This window comes from Pelagibius sp. CAU 1746 (genome assembly GCF_039839785.1).
Classification (GTDB): domain Bacteria; phylum Pseudomonadota; class Alphaproteobacteria; order Kiloniellales; family Kiloniellaceae; genus Pelagibius.
Window position 1 is genome coordinate 2,803,425 of record NZ_JBDOQT010000001.1, and the last position, 21,154, is coordinate 2,824,578.

Consider the following 21,154-nt stretch of genomic DNA (forward strand, 5'->3'; position numbering starts at 1 on the left):
GGTTTCGTTCAGGCGAAGAGGTCGTCCACCAGGTCCCGGATGCTCTCGTCCCTGAGGTCGGCGTTTGCCGTCTCGGCCAAAGCCTCGCCGGCTTCCGCCATGCGGCGGCCTTCGCCGGTCAGGCGGCAGACCAGCCAGTCAGGCTTTATCGGATTCTTGAACCAAGGCTCGGCCCAGCCTTGTTCGATGCAACTGCGGATCGTGCGCTGGTCATAGCGTTGTCCATAGTGATCGAACAGCGGTAGCTTTCCGCCGGCCTGATCCAGGCCGCGGCTCAACCACGCCAACTGCGTGACCGTCGGACGATGCTTACGCCCCGGGGCGGCCTTCGTTGTGCCGTCGACCGCCTCCGTGCCGAGCGCCTGGGCCGTGGGGGACAATCGGTCCATGCTCTCTCTCCCTGTGTTTCCGGCCATGCTACGATAGCTTGACGCAGAAAGCGACTCGGGAGAGCTGCCCGTCCATGTCCGTTAACTATTCCCACTGCCTGGTCTACGTCACCGCTGCGGATGTCGAGGAAGCCCGCGAAATCGGCCGCTCGATGGTCGAAGCCCGCCTGGCGGCCTGCGCCAACGTCTTCCCGGAAATGGTGCCTATTTTTCTCTGGAACGGCGATATCGGAGAAGGCTCGGAGAGCGTGGTGATCATGAAGACGACCCGCGAGCGGGCGGGCGATCTAATCGCGGCGGTTGAGGCCATGCACAGTTACGAGTGTCCCTGTGCGGTGATTCTGCCCGTGGCCGGGGGAAGCCAGGCCTTCTTGGACTGGATCAGCAGCGAAACCACGCCGGAGGGCGGGGCCTGAGGGCGGGCTAGGAACCGCGCTTGATCCGGTGGCGCATGGTCCTGCGGTACTCCGGATCCCAGACCAGGCGTTCCAGATCCAGTTCCGCGGCCGTGCCATTGTCATCCGGGTCCCGGAGACCTGCCGCCGGGGTGCCGGCGCCGAGGCCTTCAGGATTGGTTCGAAGAGGGCTGCCGTCCATGGGCCTCGCTCCTTGACCTGATGGTTTTTTGCTTCGCATCCAGGCTTTAGCATGACGGCGTATCGGGGCGGACGCGGGACCGGAAAGGGGCTGCTGGGTGATTATATTGCGGCGAAATCGAGGCAGGCCCGCCGGTCCGGCGGGAAAGGTCTCTTCCCGGCGGAGCAGCGGTAAGCGCGCCGTCAAGATGGTATCCTTAGGAATTCTATGCGTTTCGCCATCTTGCCCCACCGTGCGTTAACGTATACTGGGAAAGAGGGGAAGAGACTGGGGATGATTGCCATGAAGGCTCCATCGGCGCGTCTGACGCTGGCGTTCTCGTGCTTAGGCCATGCCTATATGCACCTCTTTACCGCGTTCTACTTCGTCATCGCGCTGTCCCTGGAGACCGAATGGAATCTGCCCAACCATGAGCTTGTAAAGCTCTGGGCGGTCGGTTCGCTGCTGGTCGGGCTGGCGGCCTTGCCGGCCGGCTGGCTGGGCGACCGCTGGTCGGCTTCCGGGATGATGGCGGTCTTCTTCGTCGGCCTCGGCCTCGCGAGCATTGTCTGCGGGCTGGTTTCGTCCCCCACTGCGCTGTTGCTGGGCCTGGCGGCGGTCGGCCTTTTCAGCGCCATTTATCACCCTATCGGCATCGCCTGGGTGGTGAAGACCGCGCGGGCTCGGGGTATGGCCCTGGCGGTCAACGGCATCTTCGGATCGCTCGGTATCGCCAGTGCCGGCTTGGTCGCGGGTGTCCTGATCGACGCTATTTCCTGGCGCGCGGCCTTCATCGTGCCGGGCGCGGTCTGCCTGGCGACGGGCTTGGCGTTGATCGTCTGCCTGCGGCTCGGCTGGGTGCGGGAGGCCGGGGACGACGCGACGAAGGAGGCGGCGCCCAGGCGCAACGACATGGTCCGCGTCTATGCCGTCCTGCTGCTGACCATGATGGTCATGGGGCTGATGTTCCACGCTACCCAGGCCTCCTTGCCGAAGATCTTCGATCTGCGCCTGCGTGACCTGGCGGGCGAGGGTGCGTTTGGCATCGGCATGCTGGTGGCCGTGGTCTATACCGCTGGCGGCTTCATGCAACTGGTCGGTGGCTGGCTGGCCGATCGTTTCCCCCTAAAGCCCATCTACCTCGGTGCCTTTCTTTTCCAGGTCCCGGTCATGGTGCTGCTGGCAAGTGCGGCATCGGGCCCGCTGGTGACGCTGGCCGTGCTGACGGTGGTGTTGAGCGCCGTCGCCCTGCCCGCAGAGAACCTGTTGCTGGCCCGCTATACGCCGCAACGTCATCGGGGCTTGGCTTTCGGCGTGAAGTTCGTGCTCGCATTCGTGATCGCCAATCCTGCGATCCTGCTGGCTTCCTGGGTCGAGCGCCGCAGCGGCGAGTTCACCGAGCTGTATTTCATTCTGGCCGCGATCGCCGCGGCGGCGGCGATCATCGCCTTCTTCCTTCCCAACTCCCGTACGGCGGCGCCAGTCACGGCGCCGGCCGAGTAACCTAACGACAAGAGGTCCGATAGTTTCGTAATGAGTAACCTGTCCGTTGAATTGGATCGCCTGGATCATTTCGCCTTGACCGTGCGCGATGTCGAACAGACCTGTGTCTTCTATGAGAAAGTGCTCGGCATGGCGCGGGAGTCTTTCGGTGAGGGAAGGGTCGCCCTGCGGTTCGGCCGCCATAGGATCAATGTGAATCCCAACCCCAATGAGCTGCGGCGCAAGGCTGCGGTACCGATTCCCGGATCCGCCGAGTTTTGCGTGGTGGCGGCGTCTCCGCTCAACGATATCGTCGCCCACCTGCGGTCCTGCGGTGTCGACCTGGAACATGGGCCGGAGGAAACCGACGGCGCCGAAGGCCTCGCACGCTCGGTCTGGTTCCGCGATCCCGACGGCAACCTGGTCGAAGTCGCCAGCTACGGCTGAACCCGCTTCAAGCCGACGACGCCAGCGCCTGGTCGAGGTCGGCGATGATGTCCTCCACCGTTTCCAGGCCGATCGACAGGCGTACCACTTCGGGGCCGGCGCCTGCCGCGGCCTGCTGCTCCTCGGTCAACTGGCGGTGCGTGGTCGAGGCCGGATGCAGGATCAGCGAGCGCGCATCGCCGATGTTGGCGAGGTGGGAGAGCAGTTCGCAGCCCTCCACCATCTTCACGCCCGCCTCATAGCCGCCCTTGAGCCCGAGAGTGAAGACCGAGCCGGCGCCGCGCGGCAGGTACTTCGCGGCCAAGGTCCGGTAGGGGCTGGAGGCCAGGGCGGCCGAGGAGACCCAGGCCACCGCGGGATGGCCCTCCAGGAATTCGGCCACCCGCTTGGCGTTGGCGCAGTGCCGCTCCATGCGCAGGCTCAGGGTTTCCGTACCCAGCAGGGTCTGGAAGGCGTGCATCGGGGCCATGGTGGCGCCCAGGTCCCGCAAGCCGACCGCATGGGCCTGCATGGTGAAGGCCATGTCACCGAAGGTCTCATGGAAATTCAGCCCGTGATAGGCCGGTTCCGGCGCCGCCAAGCCGGGAAACCTGCCGCTGGCCGTCCAGTCGAAGCCGCCCGAATCGATCACCGCACCGCCCATTGAGGTGCCGTTCCCGGAAAGAAACTTGGTGGTCGAGTGAACGACGATGTCGGCGTCCCAGTCGAAGGGCTGGCAGAGATAGGGCGTGGCCATGGTGTTGTCGACGATCAGCGGGATCTCCGCCTCGCGGGCGACAGCGGCCAGCGCCTCGAGGTCGCTGACCACACCGCCGGGGTTGGCCAGGCTTTCGACGAAGATGGCCTTGGTCTTCGGCGTCAGCGCACGGCGTACCGCTTCGGGCTCGTCGACGTCGACGAAATCGGCCTGCCAGTCGAACTTCTTGAAGGACTTACCGAACTGCGTGATCGAGCCGCCATAGAGGCGGGTCGAGGCGATGAAGCGGTCGCCCGGTTCCATCAGTGCGAAGAAGGCGAGGATCTGCGCGGCGTGGCCGGAGGCGCAGCAGGTGCCTCCGCGCCCCCCTTCCAGGTTGGCCAGCCGCTCCTCCAACGCCGCCACCGTCGGGTTGGTGAGGCGCGAGTAGATGAAGCCGAAGGACTGCAGATTGAACAGCGAGGCCGCGTGTTCGGCGTCGTGAAAGACGTAGGAGGTATTCTGGAAGATCGGCGTCTGCCGTGCGCCGGTCACCGGCTCCGGCTGCGTGCCGGCATGGATCATGCGCGTTTCGAAACCGTATTCGCGCGCCTTGCCCCCATGTGATTTCGGGCCCCTGTGGTCGCTCATGACAGCCTCACGCGGCGGCGCTTGGAGGTGATGATCCGGGAATTGAAGCCGCCCCAGGAAAGTTCTGCGTTGAGGCGGCCGAATTCGATCTTGGGACAACGGTCCATGATAACCCGAAGGCCGGCGGCGCGGGCGCGTTCGGCCGCCGGTTCGTTGATGACGCCGAGCTGCATCCACACAACCTCGATGCCTTTCTCCTCGGCGACGGCGATGGCCTCGTCGGTGACCGGGCCGGCGGCCTCGGAGTTGCGGAAGATGTCGACCATCTCGAAGGTGCCTGGGACCTCCGCGAGAGAGGCGTAGACCGTCTCGCCCAGGATTTGCTTTCCCGCATGGCCCGGATTGATGGGAATGACGCGGTACCCCTTATCCTGCAGGTACTTCATCGCGAAGTAGCTCGGCCGGTTCCATTTCGGCGAAGCCCCGACCATTGCGATGGTCTTGGTGTCGCGCAGGATTTCCAGAAGTTCGCTGTTGGTATAGGTGAAGGGGCTGCCCATCTTTTGCGGTCTGTCCTATTCGCTCTTGGCGTCTTGCAAGTCGCCGCCGCTTGGCGGCTGTCTTTCCGGCGGAATGAAGGCCTCCGGCCGGTCGTCAGGCAAGGATTCGACGTAGAGCGACTGGCTCGGAAAGGCGAAGCTGCTGCCGGCTTTCTGCACCACGCCCATGATGTGGTAGGCCAGATTCTCCTTGATCTCCAGCCACTCGCCCCAGTTGGTGGTCTTGGTAAAGCAGTAGAGCATGATATCGATCGAGGAGTCGTTGAAGCTGTCGATGCGCACGAAGGTCGAGACCTCGTTGGGTTGGGCGAAGTCCTTGTTGCCGACGACGTAACCCTCGATGCCGTCGCGGATTTCGCGCAGTTGTTCGACCGTTGTGCGGTACTCGACCCCGATCATCCAATAGATCCGGCGGTGGGTCATATCGCTGAAGTTGGTAACCGCGTTGTCAGACAGCTTGGCGTTGGGCACGTAGACCGGGGCCTTGTCGAAACGGCGCACGCGGGTCGAACGAAAGCCGATGGTTTCCACCGTGCCCTCGACCACGCCGTCGACGCGCACCCAGTCGCCCGGCTGGAAACGCTTCTCGGCGATCACCAGGATGCCGGCGATAAGGTTCTTGAACAGGTCCTGGGCGCCCAGTGCCACGGCGACGCCCAGCAGGCCGGCGCCGGCCAGGATCGGCCCCACTTCGATTCCCCAGAGTTCCAGGATGATGGCGCCGCCGATGAAGGCGACGCCGATCTTAGTGGCCTTGACCAGCCATTCGACCATGGGCCGGGTGAAAACCCGTTCCAGTTTGCCGAAGACGAAGGAGAAGGGCGCCACCGCCGCGAAGAGCATCCAGAAGAGAGTAAAGACCACGAGGGAGCGCAGCACGTTGTCGGCGACCTCGCCGGCGCTGTCGCGGAAGTCCAGATAGCCGACGGCAACGAAGATGCCGATGACCAGCGGGATGAAGCGGATCGGCGGCGCCAGCGCTTCGATGGCCTCGTCGTCCAGTGTGCTCTCGGTCTTCTCCGCCCAGCGGTGAAGGCGTGCCATGACGACACGTGTGAAGAAGTGGCGGACGATCAGGAAGGCGATGATGATGCCCAGGGCGGACATGAGCCGCCCGACGTCGATGCCGAGGAATCCATAGTGCCAGACTTCGGCAACCAGGTTCCAGAGGTCCTGCAGGTCTTCGCTCAAGGAAATGGCTCTCTTACTTTTATGACGGCCTCGGCTGCGCAGTCAGCTTAGCGGCCTTCCCACTTCGGCGCGCGCTTTTCGATGAAGGCGTCGATGCCTTCTTCGGCATCGCGGGCCAGCATGTTGGTGGTCATCACTTGGGCCGCATAGGCGTAGGCTTCCACCTGTCCGTACTCGATCTGGCGGTAGAAGGCCTCCTTGCCGATCTTCAGGGTCAGGGGCGACTTGCTGATCACCTTGCGAGCCAACTCCAACGTCGCGTCCTCCAGGCTCTCGGCCGGGACGGCGCGGTTGATAAGGCCCAGACGCAGGGCTTCCTCGGCGCCCACCATGTCGCCGGTCAGCAGCATCTCCATGGCCTGCTTGCGCGGCACGGCCCGTGACAGGGCGACCATGGGCGTCGAGCAGAAGAGGCCGATGTTGACGCCGGGAGTCCCGAAATGGGCGGCAGCGTCGGCCACCGCGAGATCGCAGGTGGCGACGAGCTGACAGCCCGCCGCAGTGGCGATGCCGTGCACCTTCGCGATCACCGGCTGGGGCAGGGTGGTGAGGGAGACCATCAGGCGGCTGCATTGTTTGAAGATGTCCTGATAGAAGTCCCGGTCGCCGCTGCGCCCGCGCAACTCCTTCAGGTCGTGACCGGCGCAGAAGCCACGCCCGGCGCCCTCGATCACGACGGCGCGAACCTGACTGTCTTCGGCGATGTCGTCCAACGCCTCTTGCAGAGCGCTCATCAGGCCGGCGGAGAGAGCATTGTACTGCCGCGGCCGGTTAAGGGTCAGGCGCGCGATCCCCTCTTTGTCCTCGCGCAGCAGGATCGGGGCATCACTGGAAAGAGCGGCTTCGGCAGGCATGATTTCCTCGGTCTTCCACTTAATCTTATTCGGGGGTAGTGGGACTTTGGCGCTTCCACTGGTGGCAGTTCAAGGAATAATAGGTTGCCGCAGGAGTTAGAAAAGAACCTGGAGAAGAAGCCACCCCCGCAGGAGGCCACCGCCCTTATGGATCAAGTGAACGAAAATCATCCCCGCATCACCATTGACGCCTTCAACCGGCTGCTGGCCGAGAGCGCGCCCTTCCAGCGCATTTACGGCTTCGTGACCCAGGAGATCGGTTACGGCACTGCCCGTGTGCGGCTGCCGGCTGGAGAGGCGCACATCCGCCCCGGCGGCACCCTGAGCGGCCCGGCCCAGATGGCGCTGGCCGATTTTACCATGTACGCCGCGCTGCTGGGCGCCATCGGAGAGGTGCCCCTGGCGGTGACCACCAGCCTCAACATTAATTTTCTGAAGCGCCCGCAGCCCGGCGACCTGCTGGCGAGCTGTCGTCTGATCAAACTGGGCAAGCGCTTGGCCGTGGGGGACATCATGGTCCATTCCGAAGGCCTGGAAGCGCCGGTTTCCCACGCCACGGCGACCTACTCGATTCCACCGGAGGAGTAAGGCCCTGGAGGCGCCGGGAAACCGGGCTGCAAGGGGCTGGAAAATATCGCTTTTTTGAGAGGAAGTTAGGGCTGCGGTAATATATTACCTCAGACCTAAGCCGATTGAAAAAGCGCGGCTTTTTCGGATTGACAGTCGGCCCCGGGCCCCCTAGAAATCGCCGCTCCGGAGCGCTGGTGCCCGGCAGGGCTTGGCCTTGCCGCTTGACCGGCGGCTCCTTCCTGAATTCACACGACGAGTGGTTGGCACAATGAAGACCTTTACCGCCACCCCGTCGGACATCGAAAAGAAATGGATTCTGATCGATGCCGATGGTGTTGTCCTTGGTCGCCTGGCGTCCCAGGTCGCCAAGATCCTGCGCGGCAAGCATAAGCCGAGCTTCACGCCGCACATGGACTGTGGCGACAACGTGATCGTCATCAATGCCGAGAAGGTCAAGCTGACCGGCAAGAAGACGAGCGACAAAGTCTACTACTGGCACACCGGCCATCCCGGCGGCATTAAGGAACGCACGGCGGGGCAGATCCTGGGCGGCGAATTCCCGGAACGGGTGGTCGAGAAGGCGGTGGAGCGCATGATTACGCGCAATCGCCTGGGCCGCCAGCAGTTGAAGAACCTGCGCGTCTATGCCGGTACCGAGCACCCCCATGAGGCTCAACAGCCCGAGGTTCTGGACCTCCAGGCGATGAACCCGAAGAACAAGAGGAGCCAGTAAGCATGGCCGATGAGACTCAAACCCTGAGCGATCTGGGCGAGCTGGCCGAAGCCACGGGCGTGACGCCGGAGGCCGCCGCCGAGACGGTGGAGCCGCAGCGTGACGCTCAGGGGCGCTCCTATGCCACCGGTAAGCGCAAGGACGCGGTGGCCCGCGTCTGGATCAAGCCGGGCAGCGGCCAGATCAGCGTCAACGGCAAGGACCAGACCGTCTACTTTGCGCGTCCGGTTCTGCGCATGATCCTGGCCCAGCCTTTCCTGGTGGCTGACCGGACCGGTCAGTTCGACGTCGTCTGCACGGTCAAGGGCGGAGGCCTCTCCGGTCAGGCCGGCGCGGTGCGTCATGGTATTTCCAAGGCGCTGACGCTTTACGAGCCGGGCCTGCGCCCGGTGCTGAAGCGCGGCGGCTTCCTCACCCGCGACTCCCGCGTGGTCGAGCGTAAGAAGTACGGCCGGGCCAAGGCGCGCCGGAGCTTCCAGTTCTCCAAGCGCTAAGCTTTGGGGCGTTAAGCCTCGGGGCGTTAAGCCTCGGGGCGTTAAGCCTCGGGGCGTTAAGCGCCAGGCGAACACTGCAAAAAGAAAACGGGCTGCAGTTTCTGCGGCCCGTTTTTTTGTCTGCTTTGACCGTGGGGTCTAGCGCTCGATGCACGCCCCCGAGCGGCAGTCGTACTTGGCCCTTAAGTAATCCAGCAGCTTGTCCTTGTCGCCCAGCACGCTTTTCGCGGCGGTGCGGACCCTGCCGCAGACACCGCCACGGATGTCGTCATAGGCCGCCCAAGCCTGCATGCCGATCGCCCCATAGGGGGTGAGCGATGCCAGTTCCCGCATCTCGGCATGCATTCCGTACATGCGGCAGACTTCCAAGGCACCCGCCAGGTCGCCGAGGTAGTATTCGAACTTCTGCATTTCGGCCCAGGAATCGGAGGGGCCGTGGCCCGCGCCCGCTGCGGCGTAGGCGGTGCCGCCGCTGGACAGGGCCATGGCGATGCAGATGGCGGTGAGGACTCTCATATATCTGTTCCCAAAGACGGTAAGTCTAAGTCGTATAGTTTTTGCAAAACTCTACCATGCATTGTCTTTGGTTGGCAGGGTTTCTTTATCGGTAACGAGCCGGTTTTCAACCCCGAGTTAGCGTCGCCGCTGTAGTTCGGGACAAGCTTGGGCTTCTGATCTTGGCGGTTCAGGGGAAGGAAAGCCTGCTTGCTGTTTGACCTGCACGGCCCGGCCCGCTAAGTGGCAGCGGGGCGTTCGCGCGAGGGCGGGGTGCCAACCGGTCCGGCGAACGGTCCCCGGCGAACCGAACGGTCCATGAAGCCAAGGGAGCTTGAATGAGCGGTCATATCCTTCCCCATCGCGGTCTCTGGCCGAAGATCCACCCGGATGCCTTCATCGCGGAGACGGCGGTGATCGTCGGCGATGTGGAGATCGGCCCGGGCAGCTCCATCTGGTACGGCTGCGTTCTGCGCGGCGACGTGAACAAAATTCGCGTAGGCGCGGGGACCAACCTGCAGGACGGCACGATCGTGCATGGTAACCACGACCGAAGCGGCGACTACCGCGAGACCGGCGGCGGCTTGGCGACCGTTATCGGCGACGGCGTGATCGCCGGTCACCGAGCGTTGATCCATGCCTGCACCGTCGAGGACGGCGCCTTCATCGGTATGGGGGCGACGGTGATGGACAAGGCGCGGGTGGAAAGTCGCGCCATGGTGGCGGCCGGGGCTCTTGTGACGCCGGGAAAGACCGTTGCCGGCGGCCAGTTGTGGGGCGGCAGCCCGGCCCGCTTCATGCGTGAGCTGAAGGAAGCGGAGCTGGCCGACTTTGTCTATCAGGCGGGACACTATGAGAAGTTGGCTGGAATCTATTTGGCGGAGCGAGCCGCGAGGGGCTGATTCCTAGAGGGAACGCCGTTCGGCGTGGGCGGTGCGCTCCCCCAATATGGTTGATGATTCCAAGGCGCGATCACGCTAGCTTGGCCGGGCTGGTCGGGGGACCGTGGCCGCAGCAGGTTTTTGTGGGGGAAACACCGTGTTCAAGAGAACCATTCTGCGCGCGTTGGCCGCGCTTTTCGCGCTCTGCGCCCTGGCCACGCCGGGCGCCGCGGAAACCGCGGATGAATTCTATAAAGATAAGGTCGTCAAACTGGTCGTTGGCTACAGCGCGGGCGGCGGCTATGACGCTTTCGCGCGCTTCTTGGCCCCTCATATGGAGGCGCGTCTTGGTGCTCGGGTCGTAGTGGAGAACCGGCCCGGCGGAGGCGGAAACGTCGCCCTCAACCAAGTGGCGGCAGCCAAACCCGACGGCCTGACCCTCATGCTGATCGGCGGTGCGACGGCCGCTTTCGCCCAGGTGCTGGACGCGCCGGGTGTTCGTTACCGGGTGGGTCAACTCGGGTTTCTTGGCCGTGTCGCCGACGAAAAGCGCGTTCTCGTGATCGGCCAAGAGACCGGCATCGGGTCGTTCGGGGAAATGCTGGACGCAGGTAGGCCGATCCGCTTTGGCGGCACAGCGCGGACTTCGACTATCGGTGCAGGCACCGCCTTCGTCGCCGAGGCCTTGGGTTTGGAGGCGCAGGTCATCGTCGGCTACAAGGGGTCCAAGGAGATCGCTCTGGCGGCCATCCGCGGCGAGATCGACGGCTTCATCCCTTCCGACAGTTCCGCCCGCCGCTACGGTAAGGAACAGGGCTTGGCGCCGGTCGCGGTTCTCTCCCGTGAACGCTCGCCGCTGATGCCCGAGGTGCCGACTTTCTTCGAACTCGTCGACCTGACGCAGGAACAGGCTTGGTGGATCGACTATGCCGACGCGCTTTTCGGCCTCGGACGAGCCCTGGTGACGACGCCGGATATTCCGGCGGACCGGCTGGCCTTCCTGCAGCGCACCGCCCGCGAGGTCCTGACCGATCCGGCAGTGATCGCGGAGGCGGAGGCCGCGCAGCGGCCGATCAGCTATCTGCCGCCGGAGGCGGTGAAGCGGTCCATCGACCGCGTGATGGACGGGCTGAGCGAGGAAGAGTTGGCGCGGGTACGTCACGTGGCGTTGGAAAAGTTCCAGTAGCCGCGCGCCCGGCAGACTCCTTTCCAGTCCACAACGAAAAGCCATCGCCTTGCCGAGGACAACTGCGACAGATCGGAGGCGCCTCCTGTGCTTGCCTCAGTAGCTGACGGTTTCGCGCTGTTCCTGAACGCGGAGGTGATGCTGCTCTGCGTGCTCGGGGTTTTCGTTGGGCTGCTGCTCGGCGTGCTGCCGGGCTTGGGGGGGCTGACGGCTTTGGCGCTTCTGCTTCCCTTCATTTACGGCATGGAGCCCATGGCCGGCCTGGGCTTCCTTCTGGCCGCCCATGCCGTCGTTTATACAGGTGGCGCACTAACCTCCATCGCGCTCGGGATTCCGGGGTCGGGCCCCAACGCAGCCACGGTGGTGGACGGTTATCCGATGACCCGCGCCGGTAAGGGCGGCATCGCCTTGGGGGCCGCCTTCTTATCTTCCGGTTTGGGCGGCATCGTGGGGGTTGTCGCACTGGTGGCGCTGCTGCCCTTCCTGCAGCAGATCGTTTTCCTTATTGGTTCGCCGGAAACCTTTCTCTTCGCGGTGATGGGCATTATCTACGTCGGGGTGCTGGGCGAGCGTTCCATGGCGCGCGGGCTCATTGCCGGCGGTTTGGGCGTCTTCCTGGCTCTTTTCGGGTATGACCGCTTGGCCGGAGTGCCGCGTTTCTGGCTCGGCATCGACTATCTGCTCGACGGAGTTCGGCTGGTGCCGTTGGTCCTGGGGCTCTTTGCGGTGCCGGAGATCCTCGGCCTGGCGTTGGGCCATCGCGCCGATTCCGGCGGCACCTCCAGCCGGGACCGCTTCGCTCAAATCCTGAGCGGCATGAAAGCCGCTATTCTGCGCCCCTATCTGCTGATCAAGTCGTCGTTGCTGGGTGTTTTCATCGGCATCGTACCGGGTGTCGGTGGCGATACCGCGCCCTTCGTCGCCTATGCATCGGCCAAGCAAACCTCGCCGACGCCGGAGGCTTTCGGCAGCGGCTGCGTCGAGGGCGTCATCGCGCCGGAGGCGAGCAACAACGCCAAGGAGGGTGGGGCACTGGTCACCACCTTGGCGATGGGCATTCCCGGCAGCGCGGGCATGTCGGTGCTGCTGGGCGGCTTCCTGCTGCTTGGGTTGGAACCGGGACCCGACTTCCTCGCCGATCACATGGACCTCGCCGTCGGCCTGGCCATCGTGCTGGCCTTCGCCAACCTGGTCGCGGTGGCCGTCATGATCGCGGCTTCGCCGCTGCTGCTGAAGCTCGCAGACCTGCGTCCTCAACTCTTGGCGCCAATCCTCGCAGTGCTGGTTGTCCTCGGCGCCTATGCCTACCAGAACGATCCGCTGGACGTGGTCGCCACCTTCGTCATCGGTCTGCTCGGTTGCGCCATGAAAGCGATGGGCTATAGCCGCCCGGCCCTGGTGCTGGGTTTCGTCATGGCGCCGCTGATCGAAACCTACCTGCACATCACGCTTCAGGCTTACGGCATGAGCTTTCTGTTGCGGCCTGGGTCCCTGGTGCTGCTGGGATTGATCGTCATGGGCCTGTCCTGGGGACGCTTGCGGCGATACTTCCTTGCGGCGGCGCGCTATGGGGGGAATGGCAATGCGAAGCGCTGAAGCTGTCTTCCTGTTCGCTCTGGCGGCTATTCTGGCCGGATTCTGCACGCTGGGACTGTTCTACTATGACTATCCCGTTGCCGTGATGCGTTTCCCGCTGCTGGCCGCGGGCGGAACGCTGCTGGTCGCGTTCGTCCAGGCGGCGGCTCTGTGGCGCGGGACGGCTCCGGCAGTACACGCCGCCGCGCCGCGCTTCACGTCGGGGCGCGGTGGGCGACTCTTGCGTGAAGGCCTGCTGCTGCTCTCCATCCTGCCGCTGGTCTTCTTGCTGGGCTTTCCGGCGGGACTGGCGGCTTATCTCCTGCTGGTTCTCCGCTGTGCCGGAGAGTCCTGGAGGCTCTCGCTGATGCTCGCGCTGGCGTCTCTGGGACTTTCCTATGGGGTTTTCGTTCAGGCCATGGGGGTTCCCCTGCCTCTCTATCCCTTTTGGTGGCCCCTCTGATCCGGATCGGCGAAATGGTGACTATTCCGAAATCTACTGCAGCGACTTCCGTTTGGCCTGCGATGCCCGCTCCGAACGCTGCTTTGCGGCTCGCGATCCTGCAGCAGCTCGAAGCGAACCAGTGGCGCAGTGCGGAGGAGATCCGGTCCCTACAGTTCCGGCAGCTCAACCGCCTGCTGCGCCATGTGGCGAAGACCGTGCCGTTCTACCGGCGGCGCTTGGACGGCTGCGGGCTGACGGGGGAACGGGCGGTGACGCCGGAGGACTGGCTGCGGATGCCGCTCTTGACCCGTGCCGACATCCAGCAGGCTGGGGAGGAACTGATCAGCGACGAGCTGCCGCCCGAACACGGAAAGACTGCCAAGGCCTCGACGTCCGGCTCCACCGGCATGCCGGTGACCGTCGTCAGTTCACATCTCAATCAGCTGTTTTGGGAAGTGGTCACGCTGCGTGAGCACCTCTGGCAAGGCCGAGATCTGGGGGGCAGCATGGCGGTGATCCGGCGAATTCCGAAAGGCGCTTCCTATCCGGATGGTTTCACCAGCAAGCACTGGGGGGCGCCAGTCGAATCTGTCTTTCCCAGCGGCCCTTTGCATGCTTTGGAAATTGATACCAGCGTTGCCCAGCAGGCGGAGTGGCTGACGCGCGTCAATCCGACCTACCTGCGCGGCTATCCGACGAACCTGCTGTCTCTGGCGCGTTACTTTCAGGACAATGGCCTTGAGCTGCCGAGGCTGAAGCAGTGCCTGACTTTCGGCGAACTGCTGCACCCCCACGTCCGCGAGGCTTGCCGCGAGGCTTGGGGTGTCGAGATTGCCGATGCCTACAGCTCTCAGGAGCTGGGCTATATCTCGCTCCAGGCCCCGGGCCATGAGCATCAGTTGGTACAGGCCGATTTCGTACTTCTGGAAGTGATCGACCGCGACGGACGTCCCTGCAAGCCGGGCGAGGTGGGTCGTGTCGTGGCGACCTCCTTGCACAATCTCGCCATGCCATTGCTGCGGTACGAGATCGGCGATTTCGCCGAGGTCGGCGGGCCCTGTCCCACCGGCCGGGGCTTGCCCGTCCTCACCCGTATCCTGGGCCGTGAGCGCAACATGCTGGTGGACCGCGAAGGCAACGAATACTGGCCGGCCTTCGGCGTCAAGTCGATGACCAAGATCGTGCCGCTGAGACAGTTCCAGCTCGCCCAGGTCGCGGTCGACAAGGTGGAGGCCCGGCTGGTGCCGGAGCGCCCGCTAAGCGAGGACGAGCGGCGTCGGCTCGTCACTCACCTTTCCGAGCGGCTGCCCGGCACGGTTTCCGTCGAATTGGTGCTGCTGGAGGAAATCCCCCGCGGTGCCGGCGGGAAGTACGAGGACTTCGTCAACGAGACGAAGCAGGGCAAAGGGGACAGGTGACGCGCGCCTAGACCGGATCACGTTTTAACGGAACTACAATGTGGTTCCGTCTAAACGTGTGAATCCGATTTATCTCAAAGGTATAGAGCGGAATCACTGGGACGGTGGATCGCCTTCTGCGATTCCAGCCGATCCTGATCTGCTCTAGCTGCGCCGGGCGACGATCCAGGCGTATTCGCGCTTGCCCGGCGTCGGGGCGCCCGAGCGCTGGTGGTTCCGGTTCTTCACCAGATTTCCGAAGCGCGTTTCCTCCAGGACGAAGCCCTGTTTCTCGAGAAGGCCGGTCAATTGCTCGCGCGAGGAAATGATCGAGCCCGACATGTGCGAGGCATAGGTGGCGGCCATGTTTCGCAGGTCCGCGGCCGGGGGCAGGGCGTCGGGGGTCGGGCAGGTCTCCGCGGCCTTGGCGACGCGGTCCTGGTAGGCGGTGATCTGCTCCGGCGTGAAGCGGGACACCTTGGCGGTATTTCCGATATAGAGGTTGTTGGCCATCATCAGGATACCGCCGGGGCGCAGCAGGCTATGCCAGGTGGCGACGATCTCGGCGTGATGCTCCACGGGAACACAGGACAGCAGGGAGTGGACGCAGATCAGGTCGTAGGGCGCCGGGGCGCGAAAGCTCTGCAGGTCGCTGCGCGCCGTCTCGATGGCGTAGCCGTAGCGTCCGGCGTACCAGCGGCAGAGTTCGAGCGGCGTCTGGCAGCGGTCCACCACGGTGATTTCCGGCGTGACGGCTTCCTTGCCGAAGGCTTCGAGCACCACCGACAGCAGCCCGTAGTCCGCCGAGCCGGAGAGGAACACCCGCTTGTGGCCGCCCGCCGCGATCAGCGGACGCAGCGCGTCGATGTAAAGCTCCGATTGCTGGGTCAGGGTGGTGACGATGCCCAGCAGGCGCAAGGTCTGCCAGGCGCCGTGGTACCAGGCGCAGCTCTCGCCGTCCTTCGGGTCGTGCCAACACAGGTCCGCCGCCCATTGGCGCGCCAGCGGCGCGCTCTCGGCCAGCACGCGGGCCATCGCTTCAGCGCCGTCCGGCCCTGAAGCGGGAATCTTCTTGAAGCTGTCCATGAATCCTAGTCTTGCACCTGCACCTTGACGTAGCTGCCGGGCGCGTCTTCGATGACCTTCAAGCCACCGTCGCCGGGCTGGCGGGCGGGTACCTTGTCACCGGCGAACGTGGAAATCCACTTCTGCCATTCCGGCCACCAGGAGCCTTCATGCGCTGTAGCGCTATTGTGCCAGTCCTCGGCGTCCGCCGGGTTCTTGGCGTTGGTCCAGTAGCCGTACTTCTTGGCTTCCGGCGGATTGACCACGCCTGCGATGTGGCCGGAACCGGCGAGGATGAAATGGACCGGGCCGCCCAGCAACTGCGTGGCCGAATAGGTGGCCTTCCAGGGGGCGATGTGATCTTCGCGGGTGGAAATCAGGCAGGCCGGCAGCTTCACCTTCGACAGGTCGATCTTCACGCCTTTGAGGCTGATGCCGCCCGGCTGCACCAGCTTGTTCTCCTGGTACATGTTGCGCAGGTAGAAGGTGTGCATGGCCGCCGGCATGCGCGTCGAGTCCGAATTCCAGTACAGCAGGTCGAAGGGGAAGGGGTCCTTGCCCATGAGGTAGTTGTTGACCACGAAGGACCAGATCAGGTCGTTGGCGCGCAGCATGTTGAAGGTCGTCGCCATGTCGGCGCCTTCCAGATAGCCCTTGTCCTTCATCTTCTCTTCCAGGGTGGCGAGCTGCACCTCGTCGATAAAGACGCCCAGTTCGCCGGCATCCGTGAAGTCCATCATGGTGGTGAAGAAAGTGGCCGACTTGAAGCGGTTGTCCTTCTTGGCGGCCATGTAGGCCAGGGTGCAGGCCAGCAGCGTGCCGCCCAGGCAATAGCCGATGACGTTGGCATCCTTCTCGCCGGTCGCCTTTTCGACAGCGTCCAGCGCGGCTATCGGCCCTTCGAGCATGTAGCTCTCGAAGCTCTTGGATTTCAGTTGCTCGCTGGGATTGACCCAGGAGACGACGAAAACCGTGTGACCCTGTTCGACGGCCCAGCGGATGAAGGAGTTCTTCGGCCGTAGATCCAGAATGTAGAACTTGTTGATCCAGGGCGGAATGATCAGCAGCGGCCGCTTGAAGACCTCTTTCGTCGTCGGCTCGTACTGAATGAGCTGCATCAGGTCGTTCTGGTAGACGACCTTGCCGGGGGTCAACGCGATGTTCTTGCCCAGCTCGAAAGCTTTGATGTCGGTCATCTTGATCTTGAGGCGGCCTTTGCCGCGTTCAAGGTCGTCGAGCAGGTTGTGCAGGCCTTTCACCAGATTCTCGCCGCCGGACTCCAGGGTCGCGCGCAGCACTTCCGGGTTGGTCATGACGAAGTTGGAAGGTGCCATGGCGTCGACGAACTGCCGGGTGTAGAAGTCCACTTTCTGCGCGGTCTTGTCGTCCAAACCCTCGACGTCCTTCACCGTCGACTGCATCCAGCGGGCCGTCAGCAGGTAGGACTGCTTGACGAAGTCGAAGAGTTCGTTCTCGTCCCATTCAGGGTGCTTGAAGCGCCGGTCGCCGTGCTCCGGCGTCGCCACCGGCTCCGCCTCCTGGCCCATCATGCGCTGGGCCGTGTTCTGCCACAGGCGCATGTAGTCCTGCCAAAGGGTCATCTGCGCCTGCACCAGCTTGGCCGGGTCGGCCATCATCCGGTGGGTCATTTCCATGAAGGCGGCGCCGATGTTGAGCGGGTCCATGGCCGCGGGGGTGCCGCTTTGGGGGTCTTGGCGGGACAGGAACTCGGCCACCAGCTTCTGGCTCCGCTCGGCGATGCGGGCCATGGATTTCGAGATTTCGACAGGATCGGGTAGTTTGATGTCGGGGGGCGGTTGCTCCGGCATATGGGCTTCCTTATCCTGCCGATGCGGTTATTGTCCCGTATCGGCGCTGCGGAATCGGCATGGCGCTGCCAACTGCCGAATTATTCGCAAGGTAATAGGGGGTTACAGCCGTTTCAATAGCGGTGACGGCAGCGGACCGGGCACCGGAAAACAACTATTTGGCGGAAACGCGGGGCAATGAGAGGCGTCCCCGGCGACGGGCCGGTGCAAGGAAGAGATAGACGATGACATACAAGCAGGAGGCGAACGCGCGGGGTGCCCGCTGGCTGCCGGCTGCGGCGGCCTTGGCGGCGGTTCTGGTCCTGTCGGGCTGCGCGGCGGTCAAGGATGCGACGCGCTCTCCCGACGAGGCCGCGGCGGCACAGCCGCAGCGGGTGGCGGCGGAAGGATCACAGGAAGAGTTTCCCAAATTGTCCGAGGTCCCCAAAGCGCCGCAGCCGTACCTGGCGCCTGAGGAGCGGGAGAAGGTCCTGGCTCAGATGATGGAGGATCACCGGCAGGCGACCTTCTCCGAGCCGGCGCCCTTGACCACCGCGGCGCCGCCGGCCGCCGGCGGGACCAGCGTCATCATCAGCGGCAACGAAATCGTCAGCCGGGAGCAGGTGGCGGGGCTGCCGCTGCAGACCTCGGCCGGCGGGCAGTTGGCCGCCATTATCTTCTTCGGCCACGGTTCCTCCGAGCTGGATGGCCGCGACCGCAGCATCCTCCAGGACCTGGCCGCGCTGCAGCGGCAGCGTGGAGGCCATCTGCGGGTGGTGGGGCACGCCAGCAGCCGCACCCAGAACACCACCCCGGACGAGCACCAGATCGCCAACTTCGACATGTCGTTGGCGCGGGCGGAATCGGTTGCCGAGGAACTGCTCGCCCTGGGTGTGCCTCCCGATGCGGTGAGCGCCGAGGCCCTGGGCGATGCGGAGCCGGTCTATCACGAGTTCATGCCCTCAGGCGAGGCGGGCAACCGGCGGGTCGAAATCTTCCTGGAAAACTAGACCCGCCCTCGTTACAAGAAACCGCGCGGCAGGCTGGGCCTTCGCGTGTCTTTTCGCCTGCCTCAGCCGCCGTCGCGTCGGCCCGCCCCGGCGCCGGCCTTCCAACAACGGATCTCGCGGGCCTCGAAGGGTTTCGTCAGAAACGACCATGACTCAGGAATTCCACCGCATAAAGCGCCTGCCGCCTTATGTCTTCGCCGAAGTGAACGCCTTGAAATCCAAGGCACGCGCGGCCGGCGAGGACATCATCGACTTCGGCATGGGCAACCCCGATCAGCCGCCGCCGCAGCACGTCATCGACAAGCTGGCGGAGACCTTGGCCGATCCACGGGCGCACCGCTATTCCACCTCCCGCGGCATTCCCGGCCTGCGCAAGGCGCTCTGCGCCTATTATCAGCGCCGTTTCGGCGTCGACCTGGATCCGGAGCGAGAGGCCATCGTCACGCTGGGATCGAAAGAGGGCCTGGCCAACCTGGCCCAAGCCATCACCAGCCCCGGCGACATCATCCTGGCGCCTAACCCCAGCTATCCGATCCACGCCTTCGGCTTCATCATCGCCGGGGCGGCGATCCGCAGCATTCCGGTCGGGCCCGAGTTCGACTTCATGGAGCAGCTCGAGCGGGCGATGCGGCATTCGGTGCCCAAGCCCTCGGCTCTAGTCTTAAACTATCCTTCCAATCCGACGGCTGAAGTTGTTGATTTGGAATTCTATTCCACGGTTGTGGATTTCTGCCGGGAAAACGGGATCTACGTAATTTCCGACCTCGCTTACGCAGAGGTCTATTTCGAGGGCGAGCCGCCACCCTCGATTCTGCAGGTGCCCGGCGCCAAGGACATCGCCGTCGAGTTCACCTCGCTCAGCAAGACCTATTCGATGCCGGGTTGGCGTATCGGGTTTTGCGCCGGCAACCCGGATCTCATCGCCGCCCTGGCGCGCGTGAAGTCCTACCTCGACTATGGTGCCTTTACACCGATTCAGGTGGCCGCGACCGCGGCCCTCAACGGCCCGCAGGAGTGCATCGACGAAATGCGGGCGCGCTACCGCTCGCGCCGCGATGTGCTGGTGAACGGCCTGGAGGCCGCCGGCTGGCCGATCCCCAGCCCGCCGGCGACGATGTTCTGCTGGGCGCCGCTGCCGCCGGCCCTGCGCGAGATGGGGTCGTTGGAGTTCTCCAAGCTGCTGCTGGAGGAAGCCCAGGTGGCTGTGGCCCCCGGCATCGGCTTCGGGGAGTATGGTGAGGGCTTCGTGCGCCTGGGACTGGTGGAGAACGAGCACCGCACCCGGCAGGCGGTGCGCAACATCAAGGCATTTCTAAAGTCGCTGGGCGTTAACGACCAGGGCGCAAAGGTTCGGAATATCGCCTCTTGAGTAAACCTCTTCGCATAGCTGTGGCCGGGCTTGGGACGGTCGGAGCGGGCACTTTGCGCCTGCTCCAGAACAATGGCGCCGCGATTGCCGCGCGCGCCGGACGCTCCATTCAGGTGACGGCGGTCTCGGCGCGCGACCGTGGCCGCGACCGCGGCGTCGACCTTTCCGGCATGGCGTGGTTCGACGATCCCGTCGCGCTTGCCCGCGATGCGGAGGCCGATGTGGTGGTGGAACTGATCGGCGGCTCCGAAGGCCCGGCCAAAGTCATGGTCGAGACGGCGCTGCAAACCGGCCGCCATGTGGTGACCGCCAACAAGGCGCTGTTGGCCCACCACGGCACCTCCCTGGCGGCGCTGTCGGAGTCCGTCGGGCGCACGATCGGCTACGAGGCGGCGGTGGCCGGCGGCATCCCGATCATCAAGGGGCTGCGCGAGGGGCTTGCGGGAAACAGCATCAGCCGCGTCTATGGCATCCTCAACGGTACCTGCAATTACATCCTGACCCAGATGCAAGGCGAGAGCGCGGGGGGCGGCAATCCGCCGGCCGGCCGGGACTTCGAGACCGTGCTGGCCGAGGCTCAGCGCCTGGGCTATGCCGAGGCCGATCCCAGTTTCGACGTCGACGGCATCGACACCGCGCATAAGCTGGCCATCCTCACCGCGCTGGCCTTCGGCTGCGAGGTCGACTTCGAGGCCGTGCACGTGGAAGGCATCCGCAACGTTTCCGCCCTGGATGTCGCCTATGCCGACGAACTGGGCTATCGCATCAAGCTGCTGGGCGTTGCGCGGCAGCTCAACGGCGCCATCGAGCAGCGCGTGCATCCCTGCATGGTGGCCAAGGAATTGCCGATCGCCAGCGTCTCGGGCGTCTTCAACGCCGTGGTGGCCGACGGCGATTTCGTCGACACCACCATGTACGAAGGACGCGGCGCCGGCGCGGGGCCGACGGCCTCGGCGGTGGTTGCCGACTTGATCGACATCGCTCGCGGCACGACGCTGCCGGTCTTCGGGATTCCGGCGACCGAGCTGACGCGGCGGCCCAACTTGCCGATGGCCGAACACTGCTGTCCCTTCTATCTGCGTCTGCTGGTCATCGACCAGCCTGGCGTTATCGCCGACGTGGCCGCGGCCCTGCGCGATGAGGACATCTCCATGGAATCGATGATCCAGCGCGGCCGTGCCGAAGGGGAAGGGCAGGCGGTGCCGGTGATCATCATGACCCACGAGACCGAAGAAGCTCATATTCAGCGGGCGATGGCCCGCATTGCCGAACTGGAGGCCGTGGTCGAGCAGCCGCGGTTGATCCGGATCGTAGATCTCTAACGCCTGCCAAACGAGGATATGATGTCCAAAGCCACGCC

General features: G+C 64.3%; 23 protein-coding genes. 14 read left to right on the forward strand and 9 right to left on the reverse strand.

Going from position 1 to position 21,154, the window contains the following annotated elements; all coding sequences use genetic code 11:
• Positions 1–8: 8 nt before the first annotated feature.
• A complete protein-coding gene (locus AAFN88_RS13325) occupies positions 9–389 on the reverse strand; it encodes a hypothetical protein (protein WP_347520802.1) in 381 nt (126 codons plus the stop codon).
• Between the two features lie 74 nt (positions 390–463).
• Between AAFN88_RS13325 and cutA the strand changes: the two genes are divergently transcribed.
• Complete coding sequence (gene cutA, locus AAFN88_RS13330; protein WP_347520803.1) at positions 464–805, forward strand: divalent-cation tolerance protein CutA; 342 nt, start codon at positions 464–466, stop codon at positions 803–805.
• A 7-nt stretch (positions 806–812) separates the two neighbouring features.
• Here the strand turns inward: cutA and AAFN88_RS13335 are convergent, their stop codons facing one another.
• Positions 813–986, reverse strand: coding sequence for a hypothetical protein (locus AAFN88_RS13335; protein WP_347520804.1), 174 nt, complete (start codon positions 984–986; stop codon positions 813–815).
• A 273-nt stretch (positions 987–1,259) separates the two neighbouring features.
• On the opposite strand from AAFN88_RS13335, the gene AAFN88_RS13340 reads away from it, so the two are divergent.
• A complete protein-coding gene (locus tag AAFN88_RS13340) occupies positions 1,260–2,468 on the forward strand; it encodes an MFS transporter (protein ID WP_347520805.1) in 1,209 nt (402 codons plus the stop codon).
• A 30-nt stretch (positions 2,469–2,498) separates the two neighbouring features.
• Complete coding sequence (locus tag AAFN88_RS13345; RefSeq protein WP_347520806.1) at positions 2,499–2,894, forward strand: VOC family protein; 396 nt, start codon at positions 2,499–2,501, stop codon at positions 2,892–2,894.
• 7 nt (positions 2,895–2,901) lie between these two features.
• Here AAFN88_RS13345 and AAFN88_RS13350 read toward each other — a convergent pair whose 3' ends face one another.
• The 4 genes from AAFN88_RS13350 to AAFN88_RS13365 are packed head-to-tail and all read right to left on the reverse strand — an operon-like array spanning position 2,902 to position 6,766.
• A complete protein-coding gene (locus AAFN88_RS13350) occupies positions 2,902–4,221 on the reverse strand; it encodes an O-acetylhomoserine aminocarboxypropyltransferase (protein WP_347520807.1) in 1,320 nt (439 codons plus the stop codon).
• Complete coding sequence (locus AAFN88_RS13355) at positions 4,218–4,721, reverse strand: CoA-binding protein (RefSeq protein WP_347520808.1); 504 nt, start codon at positions 4,719–4,721, stop codon at positions 4,218–4,220. The genes AAFN88_RS13350 and AAFN88_RS13355 overlap by 4 nt, the downstream gene beginning before the upstream one ends.
• Before the next feature lie 15 nt (positions 4,722–4,736).
• Entirely contained in the window at positions 4,737–5,912 is a 1,176-nt protein-coding gene (locus AAFN88_RS13360) for a mechanosensitive ion channel family protein (protein ID WP_347520810.1), read from the reverse strand.
• A gap of 47 nt (positions 5,913–5,959) precedes the next feature.
• Positions 5,960–6,766, reverse strand: coding sequence for an enoyl-CoA hydratase (locus tag AAFN88_RS13365; protein ID WP_347520811.1), 807 nt, complete (start codon positions 6,764–6,766; stop codon positions 5,960–5,962).
• Positions 6,767–6,913: 147 nt separating this feature from the next.
• Between AAFN88_RS13365 and AAFN88_RS13370 the strand changes: the two genes are divergently transcribed.
• From AAFN88_RS13370 to rpsI, 3 genes are all read left to right on the forward strand, one after another.
• A complete protein-coding gene (locus AAFN88_RS13370; RefSeq protein WP_347520812.1) occupies positions 6,914–7,354 on the forward strand; it encodes a PaaI family thioesterase in 441 nt (146 codons plus the stop codon).
• Between the two features lie 250 nt (positions 7,355–7,604).
• Complete coding sequence (rplM, locus tag AAFN88_RS13375; protein ID WP_347520813.1) at positions 7,605–8,069, forward strand: 50S ribosomal protein L13; 465 nt, start codon at positions 7,605–7,607, stop codon at positions 8,067–8,069.
• Positions 8,070–8,071: 2 nt separating this feature from the next.
• Positions 8,072–8,563, forward strand: coding sequence for a 30S ribosomal protein S9 (rpsI, locus tag AAFN88_RS13380; RefSeq protein ID WP_347520814.1), 492 nt, complete (start codon positions 8,072–8,074; stop codon positions 8,561–8,563).
• Positions 8,564–8,701: 138 nt separating this feature from the next.
• On the opposite strand, the gene AAFN88_RS13385 is transcribed toward rpsI, so the two are convergent.
• Positions 8,702–9,079 carry a hypothetical protein gene (locus AAFN88_RS13385; protein WP_347520815.1) on the reverse strand — a complete coding sequence of 126 codons (378 nt, stop codon included), beginning with the start codon at positions 9,077–9,079 and terminating at the stop codon, positions 8,702–8,704.
• 317 nt (positions 9,080–9,396) lie between these two features.
• On the opposite strand from AAFN88_RS13385, the gene AAFN88_RS13390 reads away from it, so the two are divergent.
• From AAFN88_RS13390 to AAFN88_RS13410, 5 genes are all read left to right on the forward strand, one after another.
• A complete protein-coding gene (locus AAFN88_RS13390; protein WP_347520816.1) occupies positions 9,397–9,960 on the forward strand; it encodes a gamma carbonic anhydrase family protein in 564 nt (187 codons plus the stop codon).
• A 136-nt stretch (positions 9,961–10,096) separates the two neighbouring features.
• Positions 10,097–11,125, forward strand: a complete 1,029-nt coding sequence (locus tag AAFN88_RS13395; protein ID WP_347520817.1) for a tripartite tricarboxylate transporter substrate binding protein — start codon at positions 10,097–10,099, stop codon at positions 11,123–11,125.
• An 87-nt stretch (positions 11,126–11,212) separates the two neighbouring features.
• Positions 11,213–12,721: a tripartite tricarboxylate transporter permease gene (locus AAFN88_RS13400; RefSeq protein ID WP_347520818.1), complete on the forward strand. Its 1,509-nt coding sequence runs from the start codon at positions 11,213–11,215 to the stop codon at positions 12,719–12,721.
• Positions 12,708–13,163 carry a hypothetical protein gene (locus AAFN88_RS13405; RefSeq protein ID WP_347520819.1) on the forward strand — a complete coding sequence of 152 codons (456 nt, stop codon included), beginning with the start codon at positions 12,708–12,710 and terminating at the stop codon, positions 13,161–13,163. The genes AAFN88_RS13400 and AAFN88_RS13405 overlap by 14 nt, the downstream gene beginning before the upstream one ends.
• A gap of 83 nt (positions 13,164–13,246) precedes the next feature.
• Positions 13,247–14,563 (forward strand): AMP-binding protein, encoded by a 1,317-nt coding sequence (locus AAFN88_RS13410; RefSeq protein WP_347520820.1) that lies wholly within the window; start codon positions 13,247–13,249, stop codon positions 14,561–14,563.
• A 144-nt stretch (positions 14,564–14,707) separates the two neighbouring features.
• Here AAFN88_RS13410 and AAFN88_RS13415 read toward each other — a convergent pair whose 3' ends face one another.
• Positions 14,708–15,628, reverse strand: a complete 921-nt coding sequence (locus AAFN88_RS13415; protein ID WP_347520821.1) for a class I SAM-dependent methyltransferase — start codon at positions 15,626–15,628, stop codon at positions 14,708–14,710.
• 5 nt (positions 15,629–15,633) lie between these two features.
• Positions 15,634–17,436 (reverse strand): class I poly(R)-hydroxyalkanoic acid synthase, encoded by a 1,803-nt coding sequence (locus tag AAFN88_RS13420; protein WP_347520822.1) that lies wholly within the window; start codon positions 17,434–17,436, stop codon positions 15,634–15,636.
• A 224-nt stretch (positions 17,437–17,660) separates the two neighbouring features.
• On the opposite strand from AAFN88_RS13420, the gene AAFN88_RS13425 reads away from it, so the two are divergent.
• The 3 genes from AAFN88_RS13425 (at position 17,661) to AAFN88_RS13435 (ending at position 21,116) form a co-directional block, all read left to right on the forward strand.
• Positions 17,661–18,425, forward strand: a complete 765-nt coding sequence (locus AAFN88_RS13425; protein WP_347520823.1) for an OmpA family protein — start codon at positions 17,661–17,663, stop codon at positions 18,423–18,425.
• Between the two features lie 148 nt (positions 18,426–18,573).
• Complete coding sequence (locus AAFN88_RS13430) at positions 18,574–19,794, forward strand: LL-diaminopimelate aminotransferase (RefSeq protein WP_347520824.1); 1,221 nt, start codon at positions 18,574–18,576, stop codon at positions 19,792–19,794.
• Complete coding sequence (locus AAFN88_RS13435) at positions 19,791–21,116, forward strand: homoserine dehydrogenase (protein ID WP_347520825.1); 1,326 nt, start codon at positions 19,791–19,793, stop codon at positions 21,114–21,116. Before AAFN88_RS13430 ends, AAFN88_RS13435 begins: the two co-directional genes overlap by 4 nt.
• Positions 21,117–21,154: the final 38 nt, after the last annotated feature.

Bases quoted from the DNA above. Each gene is read 5' to 3' on its own strand.
- AAFN88_RS13325 (WP_347520802.1), bottom strand. From the start codon at position 389: ATGGACCGATTGTCCCCCACGGCCCAGGCGCTCGGCACGGAGGCGGTC.
- cutA (WP_347520803.1), top strand. From the start codon at position 464: ATGTCCGTTAACTATTCCCACTGCCTGGTCTACGTCACCGCTGCGGAT.
- AAFN88_RS13335 (WP_347520804.1), bottom strand. From the start codon at position 986: ATGGACGGCAGCCCTCTTCGAACCAATCCTGAAGGCCTCGGCGCCGGC.
- AAFN88_RS13340 (WP_347520805.1), top strand. From the start codon at position 1,260: ATGATTGCCATGAAGGCTCCATCGGCGCGTCTGACGCTGGCGTTCTCG.
- AAFN88_RS13345 (WP_347520806.1), top strand. From the start codon at position 2,499: ATGAGTAACCTGTCCGTTGAATTGGATCGCCTGGATCATTTCGCCTTG.
- AAFN88_RS13350 (WP_347520807.1), bottom strand. From the start codon at position 4,221: ATGAGCGACCACAGGGGCCCGAAATCACATGGGGGCAAGGCGCGCGAA.
- AAFN88_RS13355 (WP_347520808.1), bottom strand. From the start codon at position 4,721: ATGGGCAGCCCCTTCACCTATACCAACAGCGAACTTCTGGAAATCCTG.
- AAFN88_RS13365 (WP_347520811.1), bottom strand. From the start codon at position 6,766: ATGCCTGCCGAAGCCGCTCTTTCCAGTGATGCCCCGATCCTGCTGCGC.
- AAFN88_RS13370 (WP_347520812.1), top strand. From the start codon at position 6,914: ATGGATCAAGTGAACGAAAATCATCCCCGCATCACCATTGACGCCTTC.
- rplM (WP_347520813.1), top strand. From the start codon at position 7,605: ATGAAGACCTTTACCGCCACCCCGTCGGACATCGAAAAGAAATGGATT.
- rpsI (WP_347520814.1), top strand. From the start codon at position 8,072: ATGGCCGATGAGACTCAAACCCTGAGCGATCTGGGCGAGCTGGCCGAA.
- AAFN88_RS13385 (WP_347520815.1), bottom strand. From the start codon at position 9,079: ATGAGAGTCCTCACCGCCATCTGCATCGCCATGGCCCTGTCCAGCGGC.
- AAFN88_RS13390 (WP_347520816.1), top strand. From the start codon at position 9,397: ATGAGCGGTCATATCCTTCCCCATCGCGGTCTCTGGCCGAAGATCCAC.
- AAFN88_RS13405 (WP_347520819.1), top strand. From the start codon at position 12,708: ATGCGAAGCGCTGAAGCTGTCTTCCTGTTCGCTCTGGCGGCTATTCTG.
- AAFN88_RS13415 (WP_347520821.1), bottom strand. From the start codon at position 15,628: ATGGACAGCTTCAAGAAGATTCCCGCTTCAGGGCCGGACGGCGCTGAA.
- AAFN88_RS13420 (WP_347520822.1), bottom strand. From the start codon at position 17,436: ATGCCGGAGCAACCGCCCCCCGACATCAAACTACCCGATCCTGTCGAA.
- AAFN88_RS13425 (WP_347520823.1), top strand. From the start codon at position 17,661: ATGACATACAAGCAGGAGGCGAACGCGCGGGGTGCCCGCTGGCTGCCG.
- AAFN88_RS13430 (WP_347520824.1), top strand. From the start codon at position 18,574: ATGACTCAGGAATTCCACCGCATAAAGCGCCTGCCGCCTTATGTCTTC.